Raw genomic sequence first — 16,227 nt, 5'->3', positions numbered from 1 at the left:
CCGAGACCTTCAATCCAAGGAAATCCCCATGCCCGTTCGCGCGCTCGGCGTCTGCTACTATCCCGAACATTGGCCCGAGGAGATGTGGGCCGAGGACGCCCGTCGCATGGCCGAGACCGGCATCGGCTTCGTGCGGATCGGAGAGTTCGCCTGGTCGCGGCTGGAGCCCAGGCGCGGCGCCTATACGTTCGACTGGCTGGAGCGGGCGATCGAGACGCTCGGCCGGGCCGGGCTGAAGGTCGTGCTCGGCACGCCCACCGCGACGCCGCCCAAATGGCTGGTGGACGAGATGCCCGACATGCTCCCTGTGGGCGAGGACGGGCGCGTGCGCGGCTTCGGCTCGCGCAGGCACTACGACTTCTCGCACGAGGGCTACCGCGCCGAGTGCGCCCGCATCGTGGAAGCGCTGGCGCGCCGCTTCGGCGAGCACCCTTCCGTCGCCGCCTGGCAGACCGACAACGAATATGCCTGCCATCTCACGGCTTTGTCCTATTCCGAGGCTGCGCTGAAGGGCTTTCGCGACTGGCTCGGCCGCAAGTACCAGTCGCCGGACGCGCTGAACCGCGCCTGGGGTAACGTCTTCTGGTCGATGGAATATGCGAGCTTCGAGGAGATCGAGCTGCCCAACGTGGCGCTGACCGAGCCCGCGCCGGCCCATGTTATGGACTTCCGCCGCTATTCCTCCGAGGCGATCGTCAGCTTCAACCGGCTGCAGGCCGACATCATCCACCGCTTCTCGCCGGAGCGCGACGTCATCCACAATTTCATGGGGCGCACGCTCTCCTTCGACCATTTCGATCTCGGCGCCGATCTCGACGTGTCGAGCTGGGATTCCTATCCGCTCGGCTTTCTCGACCAGTGGGCGCATCGCGAACCCGGTTTCAAGGCCGCGTTCGCCCGGGCCGGCGACCCCGATCTCCAAGCCCTGCACCACGATCTCTACCGCGCCACCTCGAACGGCCGCTGGTGGATCATGGAGCAGCAGCCCGGCCCGGTGAACTGGGCGCCGCACAACCCCGTGCCGCGCGACGGCATGGTGCGGCTTTGGACCTGGGAGGCCTTCGCGCATGGGGCGGAGGTGGTGAGCTATTTCCGCTGGCGCCAGGCGCCCTTCGCGCAGGAGCAGATGCATGCCGGCCTCCTGCGACCCGACAGCCAGCCGGCGCCCGGCCATGCCGAGGCCGCCGCCGTGGCGCGCGAGATCGCAGGGCTCGACCTGCCCATGCCCGGCCGGGCGGATGTCGCCATTCTCTTCGACTACCCCTCGGCCTGGGCCTGGACCACGCAGCCGCAGGGCAAGGAGTTCGATTATTTCCGCCTCGTGGTCGAGTGCTACAACGCGCTGCGCCGGCTCGGCCTGTCGGTGGATTTCCTCGACGCCAAGAGCGCCGACCCCTCGCCCTACCGCCTCGTTCTGGCGCCCGGCCTCTTCGCGTGGCCGGAGCACCTGCGCGCGGCGCTGGCGGGGCTGGGCGGCATCGCGCTGGTCGGCCCGCGCTCGGGCTCGCGCACGCCGGACTTCGCCATTCCCGCCGCCCTGCCGCCGGAACTCCCCGCGCCGCTCGATGCGCTCAAGGTGACACGCGTCGAGACCCTGCCGCCGAACCTCACCGTGCCCATGGACGGGCGCCCCGGCGCCTTCCGCATCTGGCGCGAGATGCTGGAGGTCGAGGACGCCCATGTCCTGCTTCGCTCGCGCGACGGCGAGCCGACGCTGGCCGGTGCGGGGTCGCTTCGCTATCTCGCCGGCTGGCCGGACGAAGCGCTGGCCTTCGATCTCCTGAAAAGCCTGGCCGAAGAGGTGGGGCTCGCGACGCTCGACCTGCCGCCCGGCCTTCGCCTGCGCCGTGCCGGCGGGCTCGCCTATGTCTTCAACTATGGCGGGGAGACCGTGCGCCTGTCCGAGCATGGGCTCACCGGCCGGTTCCGCCTCGGCGGAGACGACCTCGCGCCCTCCGGCGTCGCGATCCTGGAGGGCTGAACGGGCCGGGGCGTCCTGCGGATGCAAGAAGGGTCAGGAGCCATCAACCATTCCGGTGGCATGATGGGAGCCTGACCTGTGCCGGAGCCCCATGAGCCAGACCCCAGCCCCTTCGTTCGAGCAGTTGCGCGCCGAGGCACGCGGCTTTCGCGCGCAGAAGCGGCACGCCGAGGCCCTGGCCCGATTGGTCGAGGCGCTGGACCTGCGGCCGGGCGATGCCTGGACGCGCAACGACATGGCGCTGGAGCATCTCTCGCTCGGTCAGCGCGGCGAGGCCGAGGCGCTGGCCCGCGCCCTGACGGAGGAGAAGCCGGATTTCGCGCCGGGCTGGCGCACGCTCGCCCTCGTCGCGCGGGCCGAGGGCCGGCACGAGGCGGCGCTGCAAGCCTTCGAGCAGGCGCATCGCTGCGACCAGCGCGATCTCTGGAACGCCCATGATGCCGGCGCGGCACTGCGCGCGCTGGGCCGGGGGGCCGAGGCGGAGGCGGCCTGGCTTCGGCTGGCGCAGGCGACGCCGCTCGCTCATTCGCTGCGCGGGCTGGCGGAGCTCGCGCGAGAGCGCGGCGCGGGCGAGGACGCGCTGGCCCTCCTGCGCACCGCGAGCCTCATCCTGCCGGACGATCCCTGGTTCGCGCTCGACACCGCCCGGCAGCGGGCCGCGCTGGGGCAGCGGGAGCCGGCGGAAGCGGCGCTGGATGCCTTGCTCCAGGCCCGGCCGGGCTTCGCGCCTGCCGCGCTGGAACGGGCACGGCTGGCCGCGACCCCTGCTTCGATCGAGGCTGCCCTCGCTTCACTTGAAACCGCACAGGCGCTCGGCCCGGACGATGAGGCGCTGGTCTGCGCAGAGGCCGATCTCCTGCGGCGAAGCGGGCGGGCTCTGGAGGCGGAAAACCGCCTCGTTCGCTTTCTGGTGCGACGCCCGGCCAGCCTCGCGGTCTTGCGCGCACTGGCGCGTGCGGCACGCGAGCGGGGGGATGCGCAGGCCGTCGCGGCGCATCTGAAAGCGGCGCTCGCCTTGGCCCCGGCCGATCTCGCCTTGCGCCTCGAATGGGCCGTGGCGCTTCGCGAGGCCGGCGCGAGCGATCAAGCCGAAGCGCAGCTTCGCGCGATCACCGACGAGCCGGCGGCGCCGGTGGATGCGCTGCTGGAACTCTATCGCCTGCGCGCCCGCACCGAGGGGCCGGAGGCCGCGCGCTCCGTTCTGGACCGCGCCCTGGCGCTGGACCCCGCCCATCCCCGCGCTCTCCTGCTGCAGGGCGACGACCGGCGCGCCAGCGGCGATCTGATGGGCGCGGCGGCGGTTTACCGTGAGGCGTTGGAACACCGACCCGGCTTTTACTGGGCGCTGATGGGCCTGGCCCTCGTGGCGCGCACGGAGGGACGGCGCGAAGAGGCGCGCGCGTTTCTAAGCCAAGCGGCCGAGGCCGAGCCGCTGGAAGCGCAGGCGCAGCTGGAACTTGCCGCGATGAGCCGCGAGGACGGCGCCTTCGAGGCGGCACGACGCTGGCTGGCCGGCATTCCCGAAGCGACGCGGCGGCGGGCGGACGTGGGCGTGGCAGAGGCGCATCTCCTGCGCGCGGAAGGGCGCTGGGCGGAGGCGGCGGAGGCTTTCGAAGCGGCGGTGGAGGGGCAGGCCGCGCGGGTCGAGGCTCTGGTGGACGCGGCGGAAGACTGGATGCGCGCCGGCCAAGATGGCCGGGCGGAGGCCTGCCTCGCCCGGCTGGAAAGGGCTGCGCCGAACCATCCCGCCCTTCTCGACGCAAGGGCGCGGCGCGCCCTCATGCGGGACGATCTGGCGTCGGCACGCGACCTGTTCGATCGCGCCGCGGCCGGCGACCCCACGCGCCTGTCCGCTTGGCTCGGCGCAGCGCGGGCCGAGGCGCTGAGCGGCGAGGTCGAGGCGGCATTGCTGCGGCTGGACGGGGTCGACGCCCGGTTCGGATCGCGCCCCGAAACGGCGTCGCTGCGCGCCGATCTCCTGCGCCAGACCGGGCAATTGGAGGCGGCGCGCGCGATGCTGGGAGAGGCCCGGGATCGCCATCCCGGCCACGCGCATCTCTGGCAGCAGTCGCTGGTGGAGCGTGTCGAGGCCGGGGCCTTCGCTGAGGTCGAGTCGGCCCTTTCCGACCCGCCGCCGGCCTTCCGCGCCGATGCCGGGCGGCGCCATTTCGTCGGTTCGCTTCTCGCCTCCGCGCGCTGGGATTTCGAGGCGGCGGTGCGCGAGGGCGAGGCGGCCGTCGCGCGCCTGCCGGGCGACGGCTGGGTGCGCAACCGGCTGATCCACGCCGCGCTGCTTGGCCTTGATCTGGAGCGGGCGGGCGGGCATCTCGCCGCCCTGGCGCGGCTGGAAGCGGGGTCGAGCCGGTTGAAGGGCAAGTCCGCCAACCCTTCGCAAAGCCATTACGGCCAGCTCTACGACGAGTTCCGAATGGACGCCGAAGCCTTGGCGGCGCTTCGTCCGGCCCTGGCCGAGCCGGCGCCGGACGCACGGCTCGCCGCCCTTCAGGCAGTCGTTTCGGCCTTTCCCGACAGCACGATCGCTGCGCTCCAACTTCTCATCGAATTGCGCCGCCAAGGCGCGCATCCGATGGTGGAGGAGGTGGAGGCAAGCCACGAACCCAGCCTCGTTCCGCCTGTGCTGCACCAGTTCTGGGATGACCCGCCCGTGCCGCCCGACGTGGCGGCTTACGTTCAGAGCTGGCGGCGGGAGAATGACGGGCTCGACGGTCGGATCTGGAGCCGGGCGGAGGCGGAGGCCTATCTCAATGAGCGGGGCCTCGACGACGCGCTCGCCGCCTTCCGCCGGGCGCGCCAGCCGGCGATGAAAGCCGACCTCTTCCGGCTCGCGCTGCTCGGCGAAGAGGGGGGCGTCTATGCCGATGCCGACGACCGCTGCCTCGGACCCATCCGCCCGCTTCTCGCCGGCCCGGTCGGGCTCCTGACCTATCAGGAGGATCTGGGGTCGCTCGGAAACAATGTCCTCGCCGCGCGGCCGAGCCACCCTCTCGTCCTACTCGCCCGCGATCTCGCCAGCGAAGCGGTGAACCGAGGAGACGGCGACATTCTCTGGCTGAGCACCGGTCCCGGGCTTCTGTCCCGCGCGGCGGCACGCCTTCTGGCGACGCGCCCGGCCGAGGTCGCCGATCTCCGGATCGTCAGCCGGCACACGCTGTCGCGCTTCGTCGCGATCCACTGCCTCACCGGCTACAAGTCCACCGAACGCCATTGGAGCCGCACCGCCTTCGGCCGCGCGGCGCGGCCTGCGCGCAAAGCCTGAGGCTCGGTCGGGAAGGGGTTGGATCGAGCTTATGAGGCTGTCTGACGCTCAGGCAGCTTCCGCTTCTGGCGTGTCGATCGCGGCCAGCAGGGCGGCGCGGTCCGCGAGGCGGCGGCGGATCGCCATGGGCACCTGCCGCGCGGCCTTGGCGCGGGGCCAGTCCATCTCGGCGCAGGGCTGCCGCCCGGCCAGCGCGGCCTCACGCTCCTCGCCATTGTCGAAGGCGAGCTGTTCGGGATTGTCCACGAAGCTTTCCGCCGGCGCGCCTTCGGCCAACACCAGCGCGTGGCGCTCAAGCTCGATATGGTAATACACGAGAAGCGCCGGCGGATCGTCCTGCCGCTGGATGGCCGTGCCGTCCACCAGCGCGCCGGCGTGAACCAGCACCCCGTTCAGCGCCAGCGCATGGTCGGGCGAAACGTAGAGATCGCGCGCGGGAAGCCGAGGTCCCAGGGCGCCGGCCCGGATGCGGATCGGATGAACCCGCAGCGGGTCTCCCTCGCCGGAAGCGAGGCTCTGCCGGCCGATCCAGAGAACGGGAAAAGCCTCGCCGTCGGCCGTCAGCACGAGATCGCCCGGCCGCAGGGTCTCGATAGCCGCTTGGCCCGTGGGCGTCGCGATGGCCGTTCCAGGTCGGAAACAGACTGGAGATACGTTGCCCGCGAGCGGGTCGGCCGTGTTGGAGGAGCCGCCGAGACCACCTGCCGCCGAATGGCCCTGCGTGCCGCCCGAAAGGCCCGATCCGGTGGATGTGCTGCCGCTCGAACTCGTGGCGGAGTCGCTGCCGCCGCCCGTGCCCGATCCGGCGGTGCCGGAACTCCCGGTAGATCCGTTGCCCGAGCCTTGCCCGGTGGCGGCGCTCATGGCGGTTTCCGTGGCGCTGTCGCCGGAGGTCGACGAACTGGACGTGCCGGAGCCGTCCGACCCGTCGCCACCCTGCCCGCCGGACCCGCCGCCGTCGGTGCCACCGCCACTCGCAGCCGCAGCCGCAGGGTCCGCCCCGCCTCCGCCCTCGGTCGGACGCGCTTCGCCCCGACCCGGCTGAGAAGACCCGCCGCTGCGCGCGCCGGAGGTCGAGGCGCCGCCGATCGCGCCGGACGGTCCGGCCCCTGCTCCCCCACCCGCTCCGGCGGCCCGCGCCCCGGCGCCATGCGATGCCGCACCTCCGGCCGTGGACGTGCCCAAGCCGAGGCCCCCGGCACCTTGCCCGCCATCGTTGACGGAGGCCGCCTCGGAACTCTGAGAGGCCGTCGATCTGGCGCCCCCGTCCGCCACGCCGCCGCGCGAGCCGCCGCTGCTCGTGGAGGCGGCGGCCGTGGGAGAGGTGACGCTGATTCCAGCCGTGGTGGCCATGCCACCGGCGACGACGACATTGGCGGCGGCCGCCGACGCTCCGCCCCCGCTCGAATTGCCGGAGCCGCCGTTTTTCGTGTCGTCGCTTTCGCTCATGGACGCGGCTCCGCCGGGAAAGGTGTTCAAGCCCGCAGCATGGCGTCCCGGCCCCAGCCCACGCAAGCGAAGGCTGCTGGTAGGGACAGCAAAGCGTGAACGCCGGAACGAGGTTTGGAGCCGCCCTCGCAACGGCATGGCAAGACGGATCGACTCCCGCATCGCTTCCGGGCGCTTGCCGCACCGGGACGCCAGCTTTCGGACAGCGAGGGCTGGCATGATGGGATCATGTCGCAGGAGCCTCGCCTTCCGGTGCCGAACGAACTGTCCGGTCCCGACCTTATGGCCGGCACGCAGGCCCATGAAGAGGCGCTGGTGCTTGCGGCGACGCGCGCGCTGGGCTCCGGCCGGCCGCGCGACGTGTTCGCGCTCGCCGACCGGCGCTGCCGGCTGAGCGCGCCGCCGCCCGCCTCGGCGCTAGCGCTCCGCGCTTTGGCGCTCTGGTTCCTGAACGCGCGGGAGGATGCGGCCGTCGATCTCGCGCGCGCCTTCGCCGCCGATCCCGCCGATCCGCTGGTGGCGCTGGCGATGCTCCAACTCTCCAAGGCTGGTGCCGATCTGCCCGATCCGTCCGCGCTCGTGGCGCAGACGGCGATGCCACACGAACTCCTGCGCCTCGCGCTCGGTCGGCTCTTCGCGGGCGGCGTTCCGGCCGTGGCCCGGCTCGACCTTTTCGACGGAAGGCTGCTCGGCTGGATCGCTTGGAACGGAGAGGCAGAGCAACTGGACCTTCACCTGAAGGGCGAGGAAGGGGAGGCGCGGTCGCCCATCCGGGCCGACGCGGCGTTCACCCTGGCGCCGCGCGGCGCCCGAGGCGCTTTCGTGGACCTGCCCGCATCCCCCACCGCGCGGGGCTTCGCGCTCCATTCTAGCGACCTGCCCGAGCCGATGGCGAGCGGACAGCTTTGGCCGCGCACCAGTGTCGCCCTGTCCGACCCCGCGCGCCGCGCGCCGCATCTGATCCCCGCGCGGCGCCCCGTCGTGGTGCTGATCCCGGTCTACGAGGATTTCGAGGCGACGCAGGAGGGCTTACGCGCGGCCGTCGCGGCCAAAGGGCCGGGCGTCCGGGTGCTGGTGGTGGACGACGCCTCGCCGAACCGGAAGCTCGCGCTTCTGCTCGACGCGCTCGCCGGGCGCGGCCTCGTGGAGCTCCTGCGCAATCCGCATAATCTCGGCTTTGCCGGGGCGGTGAACCGGGGGCTCGCCAGCCTTCCCGGCGGCGAGGACGTGTTGATCCTCAACAGTGACGCCGCCTTGCCGCCCGGCGCGGTGGAGCGCCTCGCCGATGTCGCCTATGGCGAGGCGGGGATCGGCACGGTCACGTCCCTGTCGAATGCCGGAGAGTTCGCCAGCTTCCCCGTGCGTTCCGACAAGACGGCGATGCCCTCGCCGGAGGACGCGCGGCGGCTCGACGCGCTGGCCGCATCGCTTCATGGCGCGCGGGCGGTCGATCTGCCCACCGGCACGGGCTTCTGCCTTTTCGTGCGTCATGACGCGCTGGCGGCGGTGCGCGGCTTTTCCACCCTGTTCGGGCGAGGTTATTTCGAGGATCTCGACCTGTCCCTGCGCGTGCGGGCCGCCGGCTTTCGCAATGTCGCGGCGCCAGGCATCTTCGTCGCCCATCACGGTGGCCGGTCCTTCTCGACGGAGCGCGGCGCGCTCCTGGCTCGCAACCGGCGGCTGGCCGACCGGCGATTTCCCGCGCACAGGCCCGAGGCCAGGGCCTTTGCCGCCGCCGATCCGCTGCGCGCCGCACGCGCCGGGCTGGAGGTGGCGCTGGGCGGTTCGACGGGGGCGCGGCTCGTGGTCTTCGCGCGTGGCGATGTCGCGGCGCGGGAGCATCTGTTTTGCCTGCGCCGCGACGGCGACGAGGCTCTGGCGCTGAGCTGGCACCGCGCGGAGGGACGAACGCTCCTGTCGCTTCGCGCGGGCGAACCCCACGCGGCGGCGCAATCGCTCGAACTGCCACCGGACGACGAGCAGGCTTGGCACGACTTGTTCACCCGCCTCGCGCCCGGCGTGGTGGACATGGTCGGCCCGCCGCCGCCCGCTATCCTACGCAATGTCCTGACCGATCTCGGCGCGCCGATGGACGCCCTGTTCGAGGGGCCGGATGCTGTCGCTGCGCTGGAGGCTTGGGGCGGAGCGTCCGCGCACCCGTTTCGCGGGCTTCATGTCGCCGACGAAGGGACGGGGGCGCTGCTCCTGCGCGATCTCGGGCTCGAAGCCGAGAGGCTGGACCACATTGCATTCGCAGAATCGTCCTCCGAGAACGAGGCTGCCCCCGCTCCGCCGCTCGGCCTTCCGATGCCCGCCCCCGGCCCGCGCGCCGAGGCTTTCGTGCACGCCGTCTCCGCCGCGCTTCGCGCGCGCGCGCCTGACCAAATGCTGTTCGTTCTCGGCCGCGCCTTGGACGAGGCCGCTCTATTCTCGCTCGGCAATGTCTTCGTGATTGGGCCGACCGAGCCCGGAGACCTCGCCTGGCTGGCGCGGCGGCTGGCGCTTGGCGCGCTCGCCCTGCCGCCCGGCCTCGGTGGCTGGGGCCAGCTTGCGCGCCTCGGGGCCGAGACCGGCCTTCCCCTTGCCCTTGTCGACCCGGCCGGCCGCCGTGCCGCCTCGCCGCCGAACCTTTATCTGGACCCGTCTGCCCGTGACCGAGACAACGCCCACGCCCTCGTCGATTGGCTCCTTGGTGGCATCCCGCCGGCGCCGGCGTGACGATCCGCCCGCTCGCGCCGGCTCCGGCGACATGGCGCTTCGCGTGCGCTTCGTGCGCAGCGCCGAACTCTTGCTCGAAGGCTATGTGATCGACCCCGCTGACCCCGAACGGCGGCTGGCGGTGGAACTCCTGCTCGACGGCTTTCCCGCCGGGCTCGCGCGCGCCAGCGCTTTCGACGCCTTCGCGCTGGCGGCCGGCCCAGGCGACGGATGCCACGGTTTTCGGTTCCAGCTCGACGCCGCTGCGCTTCCCCAGCTGCGCCGCGCCGAACTGCGCCTCGCCAATCTCGACATCGCGCTGGCCCCGCCCATCGACCTGTCGGGCGAATCCTCACTGGCGCCGAGCGGCGTGCCGGGCGGCCAAGTGGAATGGACGGGCGGGCTGAGCCTGTCGGGATGGGTGGAGCCGGGAAGCGAGCCCGGCCGCGCCCGCGTGGTGGAAGCCTGGGTGGACGGCGCGCCGGTGGCCCGCGCCCTTGCCAATCGCTGGCGCATGGAGCGCTTCGGCTCGGGGCTGGCTGAACGCCCGGTCGCTGGCTTTCGCCTCGCGCTGCCGCGCACGCTCGCCGACGCCCGCCCGCGCGACGTGGAAGTGACGGTGGACGGACGCCCGCTCCCCGGCGGCGCGCTGACCGTCATTGCCTTCCCCGATGGGCTCGCCGCCGTTCTGGCCGCGCGAGCGGAAAGCGAAGCCGACGCGCTGCGCGGCGCCTATTTCGACGCCCTGCTGCCTGATCATGTTCCCCTCGGTGCATTCGAAAGCTGGGACCGCCGCTTTCCGCTGCCCGAGGCAGCGGACCTCCAACCGGGCCGCATCGCCGTCCTGGTGGTCGGCGCGGGGGATGGCGAGGCCAGCCTCGCCTCGCTCGGTGCGCCGAGCGGAGCCTTTCCGGCCGCAATCCTGCCGGCCGTGGCGGGGCCGGCGACCTTCGATCCCGCCGCCGCGCGGCTGTTCCTCGAGGAAGAGGCGGCCGAGTGCGACGCCGTTCTCTGGCTGCGGGCGGGCGTCGCGTTGCGGCCTCGCGCCCTGGCGCGCCTCCTCGCCGCGCTCGACGGTGATGGCGGCGCGAGCCTGGCCTATGGCGATCTGCTCTTGCAGAGCGACGACGGCGCGCTTCATCCGCTCGCCTTTGCCGCCTTCGGCTACGAGCGGGCGCTGGAGCAATCCGGCCCCGACATGGCCTTCCTGATGCGACGGGACGAAAGCCTCGAAGCGCTCGGGCGGGACGTGCGGCACCTCCACCGACTTCTCCTGGCGCCGCTCGAAGGCGGTCTGCATCGGCTCGGCCGATATCTGCATGTCCCCGGCTTCGCCGCCGTCGCGCCCCTCCCCGCGCCGGAGGCCGAGGCGGACGGGCTGGCGGCGAGCGTCTCCGGGCATCTGGCGGCGCGCGGCGTCGAGGCGGATCTGCGCCCGCGCCCGGCGGCGACCCTGCCGGCCCTTCGCGTGCGCCGCCGGGGCGCGCAGCCGACGCTCGCCCTGATCCTCGACGCGGACGACCCCGCGCTGCCGCTGCGCGCGGCGGCGGAAGCGCTGCGTCCCTCCCGCGCGGCCAACTCGGTCTCGCTGTTCGTCAGCGCGCCGGTTCTCGACCCTGCCTTGCGCGAAGCCTTGAAGCTCGACGGCGTGGAGCTGATCCAGTCCGGCCCCGGGCGCTCGCGCGCCGCACGGCTGAACGCGGCGGCGGACGCGGTTCGGGCCGATTGCGTCTGCTTCGTGGATGCGCGCCTGCGCCCCGCAGGCGCGGACTGGCTGGAGGAACTGCTCGCCCGGCTCGCGGAAACGGATGTCGGCGCGGTCGCGCCCACGATCGCCACCGCGCGCGGGGCGATCGTCGAGTCCGGTCGCCTCTTGTCGCCGCTGGGCGTTTCGCTACCGCTCTTCGCGGGGCTCGAACCCGGCGATCCAGGCTATGGGGACGCGATGCGGGCGGCGCGGGAGGTTTCGGGCCTCGGCTGGTCATGCCTCCTGACGCGGCGCACGGAGTTCCTGGCGCTCGGCGGCTTCGACGCGCTTCTGTTTCCTCATCATTTCGGGTCGCACGACTACGCGCTGAAGCTGCAGGCCTTTGGGCGGCGCGTCGTGGTGACGCCCGACGCGGTGATGCGCCTCGACGCGCCGTCCAGCGTGCCGCCGGGCGATGCCGCACGCGAGGCTCGGGCCATGCTGGCGCGCTGGCCGGGCGTCGCCGCGTCGGACCCGTTCCACAATCCGCTGCTGATGCGCGCCGCGCCCTTTCATGCGGGGCTCGCCTGGCCGCCGGGAGACCGGGCGCCGCGCCGCTCCCAGGTGCCGCCCGCGCGCGCCGTGCCGCCCGGCTGGTGGTAGCGGGCGAACGCGCTCGGACGGGGGCAGGATCGGCTGGTGTCTAATGGCCGAGCCTTTCGGCCGCTGGGCTCGATCTGTCAGTCGATCGAGCGTGGCCTGCGCTGGTCGTCGATCGCGACGAAGGTGAAGGTCCCGCGCGTCACCTGCTCGGTCTCTTCATTTTCGCGGCTGCGCCGCCACGCCTCGACCGAGATCTTCATCGAGGTGCGCCCGACATGGACGACCTCGGCGTAAAGGCTGACCTCGTCGCCGACATAGACGGGTTTGAGAAACTGCATGGCGTCGATCGCGACCGTGGCGCAGCGCCCCTTGGCGCGTCGGGCGGCGGCTGCGCCGGCGGCAAAATCCATCTGCGCCAGCAGCCAACCGCCGAAAATATCGCCGGCCGGATTGGTGTCGGCCGGCATGGCGATGGTGCGGATCGTCGGCGCGAGGTGCGGGGCTTCGTCCGGCGCGGTGGTGGAGGTCATGATGGCCCTGGGTCCCCGAGTCTGGAACGGTTCTCGACGAGCCATATCATGCGGGATCGCTCGCGCATGCAACAAGCGTGGCGCTGCGTTCTCGACGCCTTCCACGCGTGTCCCGACCACTGCGCGCTGACGCTTTGCGAAGGTCCGTTGGAACGGGGCGAGCCCGATTTCCCTTCCCTGTTCAATCGTCGCTGTGAATGGGTTGCTCGACATGCGTGACACGAAACTCTGCGATCGCTCCTCCAATACCGATCTCCTCTCCGATGGCCGCGAGCCGTCGGACCTCGTGGCCATCGCCACCATGCTCCAACAGATCGCGCGCTGGTCGGAAGACTATGGGCTGCGGGAGGCGGTCGAACATGTCGAGGAAGCGCGCAGCCTGGTTCTCCGCGCAATCGAGAGGGGGCGCCATCTTCAATAGGCGCAGCTCTTCGCATCTTTCCGTCAAGCGTTGTCGCCGCTCTATGGGCGACCGGCTTTTTCGGGCAGTTCGAACAGGTCGATGAAGCGTCTTGCCAGCGCTCGGTCACCCCTCAGTGCAAGCTGCCCCGCCGCCTCGGCATCCTCGATGGGCCGCTTGCGGTAGACGAGGGCGGCGAGCGTCGTCGGGTCGGTGCGCCAAAGGAGGTCCGCCTCCCCCGCCTCGCGCCGGATCGCCAGATGTCCGGCTTCCAGCCGCGCGAGAAACAACACCTCCCCGAACTGAAAGGCGATCCGGCAGGGCGGCAGAGCCCGCGACGCCTCGCCGTTCATCATGGTGCGCAGCGACAGCATGATCGCGGCGGCCGAGAGCGGCAGGGTCGGATCGTGCCGGGGCGAGCGCACCGCCCAGCGACCGAGCGCCTGGATCGCGGGTTCGGCCTCGCAGCCCCAGGGTGTCAGTTCGTAGACCGGCGCGGCGGCGGGGGGCGGCAGACGGCGGCGGTGCAGGATGCCGGCCGCTTCCAGCCCTTCCAGCCGCTGCGTCAGGACATTGGCGCTGATGCCTACGAGATCCGCCTTCAATTCGCCGAAGCGGCGCGGGCCGAACATGAGTTCGCGCAGGATCAGAAGCGCCCAGCGCTCGCCGACGAGCTCCAGCCCAAGGGCGGTGCCGCAGGCATCCTCGTACCAGCGCCCCGCTCGACCTTTCGACGTTTTCGTTATTTTTTCTAACTTCATCGTTGTCTTTGATAACGAGATGCGACACGCTCGGCAACCAGTGGATGCCAGGGGAGTCAGAACGATGACCAAGATGATTTTCGTGAATCTGCCGGTGGCGGACGTGGAACGGGCGAGCCGCTTCTACGAGGCGGTCGGCGCGCGCCGCGACGAGCGCTTCAGCCAGGAGGGCGTCGCCGCGATGGTCGCCTTTTCCGACACGATCGCCTTCATGCTGCTCAGCCATGCGCGATACGCCGATTTCACCACCAAGCGCATCGTTGACGCCAAAGCCGAAAGTGAAGTCCTGATCTGCCTGAGCGAAACGACGCGCGAGGGCGTCGATGCGACACTGGGCAAGGCCCTGGACGCTGGTGCCAAGGCGGACCCGACGCCGCCCCAGGTGATGGGCGATTTCATGTATGGCCGCAGTTTCGAGGACCTCGACGGCCACGTCATCGAGCTGATGTGGATGGATGTCGAGCGCGCCATGGCCGCGTGGAACGGAGCCGGCGCATCCTGACGCCACGCCTTCTGCAACAAGCACGCCTTTTGCAACAAGATGGGTCGCGGTTCGGCGAGCGCGCGAGGACGCCTCGCCCATGACCGCCCCGCCCGATGGGAGGTTCGTCATGTCCTATCTCGAAGGATTCCTTCTCGCCGTGCCAAGCGGCAACAAGGATCGCTATAAGGCGCACGCCGAGGCGGCGGCGCCCCTGTTCGGCGAGTTCGGCGCCCGCCGGCTCTTCGAGGGCTGGGGCGACGAGGTGCCGCGCGGCAAGCGCAACGATCTATGGGGTGCCGTCGAGGCGCAAGACGACGAGACGGTCGTCTTCTCCTTCATCGAGTATCCCGACCGCGCGACGCGCGATGCCGCCAACCGCAAGATCATGAGCGATCCGCGCATGGAGGCGATGGATCCGATGCCCTTCGATGCGCAGCGCATGATCTTTTCCGGCTTCGAGACCCTGTTCGAGGCGGGGCGGCCGGGGGCGTGCGGCTATATCGACGGCGTCGTGCTCGCCATTCCGGCCGACCGACGCGAGCGCTATCGCGCCTTCTGCCAAGCCTCGGCCGACGCCTTTCTCGAACACGGCGCGAGCCGCCTCGTGGACGCCTGGGGCGATGACGTCCGGGACGGCCAGCGCACCGACTTCCGCTGTGCGACCCAAGCCGAAGACGGCGAGACCGTGGTCTTCTCCTTCGTCGAATGGCCGTCCAAGGCGGTGCGCAACGCCGGCTGGGGCAATCTCATGCAGGATACGCGCCTGATGGGCGAGCGCCCCTTCGACGGACAGCGCATGATCTTCGGCGGCTTCACGCCGCTGGTGGATCAAGCTTTGGTGGGCGGCCGGGCGGTCTAGGAGCGCCTAACAAAATCTCTGGGCGGAGGATGGGCGAGGGATTTTTGTCGGGGACGAGGAGCAAAGCGCAGTCGGTGCCGGCGGCAGGACCAAGCATTCGCGACGAAGCCCACGGCGGAAAGTCCCGGCCAGCCGACCCCACGAGAGTTTTGTTAGGTGTTCTAAAAGCTCAGGACTTGCCGAACAGCCAGGCGAAGCGCGATTTTGGGCTGTCCATTCGCTCCACCACCACGAGCTGCCGGATCTCGCCACGCCGGAACGCGGCGAGGAAGCGTTTGTAGTCGCGGAACGAGACGCAGCCGTTGGAATCGCCCCGCGCACCCAGCATGTAGGTATGGGCGAGCAGGCCGACCCGGTTGAAGATCTTGCCCTCGCCGCCGACCGGCGTGAGGCGGATCGCCTGCACCCCGTGGAACAGGCTTTCGCGGAGCGTCAGCTTGTAAGTGTGGGGCGGCGTGGGGCCGCGATTCTTCTGGTGCACGAAGCGTGGGTTGTCGCGCATCCGGCCGAGGCCGGAATGCGCCTCCAGGCGCTCGCCGTTGGGCAGGTAAACGGTCGAGGCCGTGATGTCATAGATCGCCGTACCGGCGCCGATCTTCGGGCGAAGCGAGGGCGGATCGACCGCCGTCGGGTCGAGCCGCAGCGCGCCGGCGTCGGGGCGCGCATAGGCCATGACCGGGCTTGGCGCGGGCTGGCTGCGCTTGGTGGCCGGGGCCAGACGAGCCGCCGGGGCGAGGCGAGGCGCGGGCGCAAGACGCGGCGCCACGACCTTCGCTTCGCTCTCGTCGCTGTCGTCATCCTCATCCTCTTCCGCCGCCAGGGCTTCGACGCGCGGCGCGAGCGGGCGAAACGTCGGCTTGGGGACGGTAAGCGCCGCGACCTCGACCGGCGCGTCGGCGGCGACGCTTGCCATGTCCGGCGCCTTGCTGGCGACTTCGGCTTCCGCCAAGGCCTGATCCTCCAGCGTCGCGGCCGCGATCTCCTCGGGCTTGGGCAAAAGCGGAGCGAAACGGGTGGCGGTCGCGACCTTCGGCTGTTCCAGCCAATGCGTCGCTTCCCCGGCGGAGGCGACCCGCAGGTTCTGGCTCGGGGCGATCAGCCGGGCGATGCGGTTCTCTCCCTTTGTCTCGGTCTGCACCGACACGGGCGGGGTCGCAACACGGCGCACCGAAGGGCGTTCCAGGCGGGAGGATTTGGGGGCGAGCGCGCTCGGCATCTTGGCGAGGGACAGGCCGCTCGCGGCGCGGGTCAGATCCTGCGCCGACTGCGGATCGAGCCCTTCGCCGCCGAGTGCGAACAGGGCCGGCATGGCGGCGGCGGCCAGCGTCAGGAGGAGCGCCGCAGCCGAGCCGGTCCACAGGAAGCCGCGCAGCGCGCGGCTCGCACCGGACTTAGCGGGAGCGCGCGGCGAGCCAGGCCCGATCTCGGCTGAATATTCGATGGTCATGAACGGCCCGGCCCAACGAAACGGATGTGCCTCCCCGCGCGCGGACGGACCG

Annotated in this window: 11 protein-coding genes; 7 read left to right on the top strand and 4 right to left on the bottom strand. The window is 71.3% G+C overall.

The window, feature by feature from the left end:
* The first annotated feature begins 28 nt into the window (after positions 1 to 28).
* Both AUL32_RS20565 and AUL32_RS26315 read left to right on the top strand, forming a co-directional pair.
* Positions 29 to 1,981 carry a beta-galactosidase gene (locus tag AUL32_RS20565; protein ID WP_062119258.1) on the top strand — a complete coding sequence of 651 codons (1,953 nt, stop codon included), beginning with the start codon at positions 29 to 31 and terminating at the stop codon, positions 1,979 to 1,981.
* Positions 1,982 to 2,072: 91 nt separating this feature from the next.
* Positions 2,073 to 5,258, top strand: coding sequence for a tetratricopeptide repeat protein (locus AUL32_RS26315; protein ID WP_082659917.1), 3,186 nt, complete (start codon positions 2,073 to 2,075; stop codon positions 5,256 to 5,258).
* A 48-nt stretch (positions 5,259 to 5,306) separates the two neighbouring features.
* On the opposite strand, the gene AUL32_RS20555 is transcribed toward AUL32_RS26315, so the two are convergent.
* Complete coding sequence (locus AUL32_RS20555) at positions 5,307 to 6,707, bottom strand: Hint domain-containing protein (RefSeq protein ID WP_062119252.1); 1,401 nt, start codon at positions 6,705 to 6,707, stop codon at positions 5,307 to 5,309.
* A 228-nt stretch (positions 6,708 to 6,935) separates the two neighbouring features.
* On the opposite strand from AUL32_RS20555, the gene AUL32_RS20550 reads away from it, so the two are divergent.
* Together AUL32_RS20550 and AUL32_RS20545 are read left to right on the top strand one after the other, a co-directional pair.
* Positions 6,936 to 9,425, top strand: coding sequence for a glycosyltransferase family 2 protein (locus AUL32_RS20550; protein ID WP_156421558.1), 2,490 nt, complete (start codon positions 6,936 to 6,938; stop codon positions 9,423 to 9,425).
* Positions 9,397 to 11,754, top strand: a complete 2,358-nt coding sequence (locus AUL32_RS20545; protein ID WP_062119247.1) for a hypothetical protein — start codon at positions 9,397 to 9,399, stop codon at positions 11,752 to 11,754. Before AUL32_RS20550 ends, AUL32_RS20545 begins: the two co-directional genes overlap by 29 nt.
* 77 nt (positions 11,755 to 11,831) lie before the next feature.
* Here AUL32_RS20545 and AUL32_RS20540 read toward each other — a convergent pair whose 3' ends face one another.
* Positions 11,832 to 12,224 (bottom strand): acyl-CoA thioesterase, encoded by a 393-nt coding sequence (locus AUL32_RS20540; RefSeq protein ID WP_062119244.1) that lies wholly within the window; start codon positions 12,222 to 12,224, stop codon positions 11,832 to 11,834.
* Between the two features lie 211 nt (positions 12,225 to 12,435).
* Here AUL32_RS20540 and AUL32_RS20535 point away from each other — a divergent pair, with 211 nt between their 5' ends.
* Positions 12,436 to 12,645, top strand: coding sequence for a hypothetical protein (locus AUL32_RS20535; protein ID WP_061978255.1), 210 nt, complete (start codon positions 12,436 to 12,438; stop codon positions 12,643 to 12,645).
* 41 nt (positions 12,646 to 12,686) lie between these two features.
* On the opposite strand, the gene AUL32_RS20530 is transcribed toward AUL32_RS20535, so the two are convergent.
* Positions 12,687 to 13,385: a winged helix-turn-helix transcriptional regulator gene (locus tag AUL32_RS20530; RefSeq protein WP_062119228.1), complete on the bottom strand. Its 699-nt coding sequence runs from the start codon at positions 13,383 to 13,385 to the stop codon at positions 12,687 to 12,689.
* A gap of 64 nt (positions 13,386 to 13,449) precedes the next feature.
* Here AUL32_RS20530 and AUL32_RS20525 point away from each other — a divergent pair, with 64 nt between their 5' ends.
* Together AUL32_RS20525 and AUL32_RS24710 are read left to right on the top strand one after the other, a co-directional pair.
* A complete protein-coding gene (locus tag AUL32_RS20525; protein ID WP_062119225.1) occupies positions 13,450 to 13,887 on the top strand; it encodes a VOC family protein in 438 nt (145 codons plus the stop codon).
* A gap of 79 nt (positions 13,888 to 13,966) precedes the next feature.
* On the top strand, positions 13,967 to 14,728 hold the full coding sequence (locus tag AUL32_RS24710) for a DUF1428 domain-containing protein (protein WP_244497998.1): 762 nt from the start codon (positions 13,967 to 13,969) through the stop codon (positions 14,726 to 14,728).
* A 169-nt stretch (positions 14,729 to 14,897) separates the two neighbouring features.
* On the opposite strand, the gene AUL32_RS24705 is transcribed toward AUL32_RS24710, so the two are convergent.
* Complete coding sequence (locus AUL32_RS24705; RefSeq protein WP_082659913.1) at positions 14,898 to 16,175, bottom strand: DUF2778 domain-containing protein; 1,278 nt, start codon at positions 16,173 to 16,175, stop codon at positions 14,898 to 14,900.
* Positions 16,176 to 16,227 lie beyond the last annotated feature (52 nt).

Source organism: Aureimonas sp. AU40, from assembly GCF_001463785.1.
In the GTDB taxonomy this organism is placed as follows: domain Bacteria; phylum Pseudomonadota; class Alphaproteobacteria; order Rhizobiales; family Rhizobiaceae; genus Aureimonas.
This window is presented reverse-complemented; position numbering and strand designations above follow the sequence as displayed.